The organism is Rhizobacter sp. P2_H3 (genome assembly GCF_056403355.1).
Genome location: NZ_JBFUFQ010000410.1, coordinates 1 through 2,570, shown reverse-complemented (window position 1 = coordinate 2,570; position 2,570 = coordinate 1). Strand labels below are relative to the sequence as shown.

4 protein-coding genes are annotated in these 2,570 nt (G+C 68.6%); all 4 read right to left on the bottom strand.

Features of this window, described 5'->3' with window-relative positions; translation table 11 throughout:
* Positions 1 to 199: 199 nt before the first annotated feature.
* The 4 genes from ccmD to ccmA are packed head-to-tail and all read right to left on the bottom strand — an operon-like array spanning position 200 to position 2,386.
* Positions 200 to 367 (bottom strand): heme exporter protein CcmD, encoded by a 168-nt coding sequence (gene ccmD, locus AC1D1T_RS31660; protein WP_369822955.1) that lies wholly within the window; start codon positions 365 to 367, stop codon positions 200 to 202.
* Positions 364 to 1,113, bottom strand: coding sequence for a heme ABC transporter permease (locus AC1D1T_RS31655; RefSeq protein ID WP_477827883.1), 750 nt, complete (start codon positions 1,111 to 1,113; stop codon positions 364 to 366). Before AC1D1T_RS31655 ends, ccmD begins: the two co-directional genes overlap by 4 nt.
* Complete coding sequence (gene ccmB, locus AC1D1T_RS31650) at positions 1,113 to 1,778, bottom strand: heme exporter protein CcmB (protein ID WP_047588241.1); 666 nt, start codon at positions 1,776 to 1,778, stop codon at positions 1,113 to 1,115. Before ccmB ends, AC1D1T_RS31655 begins: the two co-directional genes overlap by 1 nt.
* Positions 1,775 to 2,386 carry a cytochrome c biogenesis heme-transporting ATPase CcmA gene (ccmA, locus tag AC1D1T_RS31645; protein WP_477993326.1) on the bottom strand — a complete coding sequence of 204 codons (612 nt, stop codon included), beginning with the start codon at positions 2,384 to 2,386 and terminating at the stop codon, positions 1,775 to 1,777. Before ccmA ends, ccmB begins: the two co-directional genes overlap by 4 nt.
* Positions 2,387 to 2,570: the final 184 nt, after the last annotated feature.

The window sequence follows — 2,570 nt, the reverse complement described above, 5'->3', positions numbered from 1 at the left end:
GTGGTCAAACACAGCCGATGAGTCAGTCTACGAAGCGCGCTGGCGCGCGCCAGCCCCGAAACCGATCTTCTTCGTCGCCCCAGAAGTCGCCCCCAGCGCATACCGCCCGCCGCCCCACACGAACCCAGCGTGTTCGACGGTGTCGGAGCAGCCTGCGTTTTCGTTACGCAGTGCGCCATGGACGAGACGAGAAGGGTTTTCATGCCTCGTGCTGATCCTTGAGGGATCGCAACAGTTCCGCGCGCTGCTGGCGCAACAGCAGACTCTCGACGAGCATCGCCAGGGCACACGCGCCGAAGCTGCCCCAGACGTAGAAGGCGTAGCCGCCCATCGCGAAGAAATCACCCACGCTGTTCCACTGCATCATGCGTTCTCCACGACGCCACGCACCCAGTCGGCGTGCCGTTCACGTTCGAGGATGATGTTCCGTACCCGGGCCAGCGCCACGGCGATCGAATACATCCAGAAGGCCAGCGCCATCAGCAGCATGCCCCACAGCATCGTCATGGCCATCGACGGCGACTTCGTCATCGAGATCGTCGCCCCCTGGTGCAACGTGTTCCACCACTTCACCGAGAAATAGATGATCGGCACGTTCACCACGCCCACCAGCGCCAGCACGGCGCCGGCGCGGTCAGCCCGCTTCGGGTCTTCGATCGCAGCCTGCAGCGCGAGGAAACCGAGGTACAGGAAGAACAGGATCAGCTCCGACGTGAGCCGTGCGTCCCACACCCACCAGGTGCCCCACATCGGCTTGCCCCACAGCGAGCCGGTCACCAGCGACAGCAGCGCGAAGATCGCTCCCGTCGGCGCCAGCGCCGACGCCATCATCGACGACAGCCGCGTGTTGAACGCCAGGCCGATCCCGGCCCAGAACGCCATCGCGCAATAGATCACCATCGACATCCAGCTCGCCGGCACGTGCACGAAGATGATCCGGTAACCCTCGCCCTGCGTCGCATCGGTCGGTGCGACGAAGAAGCCGATCCACAGGCCGGCAATTGTCAGCAGCGCGGCAAGGCCTGCAAACCACGGCTGCAGCTTGCCGGCAAGCGGGTAGAAGGTCGCTGGCGATGCATAGCGCATCCAGGGGCTGGCGGAGGTTTTTTCCATCATTCGATTGCGATGCGAAGGGCCGCGGTGGTGGCCCAGGGTGCGAAGAATACGGCGAGCGCCAACAGCGCCCCGAGGATCGACAACTGCGCCGACGAGCCCAGCCCGGCGCTCTGCGCCTCAACGGCGCCGGCGCCGAAGATCAGCGTCGGCACGTACAGCGGCAGCACCAGCAGCGCGAGCAGGGTGCCGCCGCCGCGCACGCCGAGCGTCAGCGCGGCACCGATCGCGCCGATCAGGCTCAGCACCGGCGTGCCCAGCAGCAGCGCGAGCATCAACACCTGCAGCTCGCCGGGGTTCAGGTTGAACTGCAAACCGAGCAGCGGCGCCAGCAGCACCAGCGGCAGCCCGCACAGCAGCCAGTGCGCTGCGATCTTGCCAGCGACCAATAGCGCGAAGGGGCGCGGCGACAGGGCCATCTGCTCCAGCGTGCCGTCGGCATGGTCGCTCGCGAACAGCCGCGGCAGGCCGAGCAGCGTGGCCAGCAAGGCAGCAACCCATAGCACGCCCGGGCCGATGCGGCGCAGCATCGCCGGCTCCGGCCCGATGCCCAGCGGGAACAGGCTCACGACGACCACGAAGAAGAAGAGGGCGGTGACGACCTCGCTGCGCCGGCGTGCGGCCAGCAGCAAATCACGCCTCAGGGCGACCAGGAGGGTGTTCATGCCGCGAGGCTCACGAATTCGCCGGCCGGCAACGGCGCGGGCTGGTGGCTCGTCAGGATCGCCAGCCCCCCCTGCGCCAGGTGCRCACCGATCAGCTCGCCCATCAGCGCCACCGCATCGGTGTCGAGCGCGGCGAACGGCTCGTCCAGCACCCACAGCGTGGCCGGCCGCACCAGCAGCCGCGCCAGCAGCACGCGCCGCTTCTGGCCGGCCGACAGCACGCGCGTCGGCAAATGGCCGCGCCCGCGCAGGCCGATGCGGCGCAGCGCGTCGCCGGCCTGGGCGTCGTCCAGCGCCACGCCATCGATCGCACAGGCCTGGCGCAGGTTCTCGACCGGCGACAACTCGTCCTTCACCGCCGCGTGGTGGCCCAGGTACAGGCAGGCGCGCCGGAAATCCTCGCCGGCCGCCCGGATCGGGGTGTCGTTCCAGCGCACCTCGCCGTCATCCGGCGGGTTCAGGCCGACCAGCGTGCGCAGCAGCGTCGTCTTGCCGGCGCCATTGATGCCGCCCACCTGCAGCCAGCGGCCCGGCGCGAGCGACAGGCTCAGGTCGGCGAACAGGGTCCGGTCGCCGCGCGAGCAGCGGAGGTGATGGGCACTCAACATGAAGGAGGGGACGGCCGGAAAGGAGGGGRGAGTGAGGTCGGCGGCGATCGGTCGCCGGTATGGGGGTTGTCTGCGTGTCGGTATAGGTCGAATCAAGGGTGGTTCGGGCCCAGCCCGGGAGTATCGGTGCCCTCGCCAACCCCCGCATCAGGGACAGCACGATCTGCGCCATCGCCGCCGGCGC

Coding starts and splice junctions, on each gene's coding strand:
- ccmD (WP_369822955.1), bottom strand. CDS start 367: ATGATGCAGTGGAACAGCGTGGGTGATTTCTTCGCGATGGGCGGCTAC.
- AC1D1T_RS31655 (WP_477827883.1), bottom strand. CDS start 1,113: ATGGAAAAAACCTCCGCCAGCCCCTGGATGCGCTATGCATCGCCAGCG.
- ccmB (WP_047588241.1), bottom strand. CDS start 1,778: ATGAACACCCTCCTGGTCGCCCTGAGGCGTGATTTGCTGCTGGCCGCA.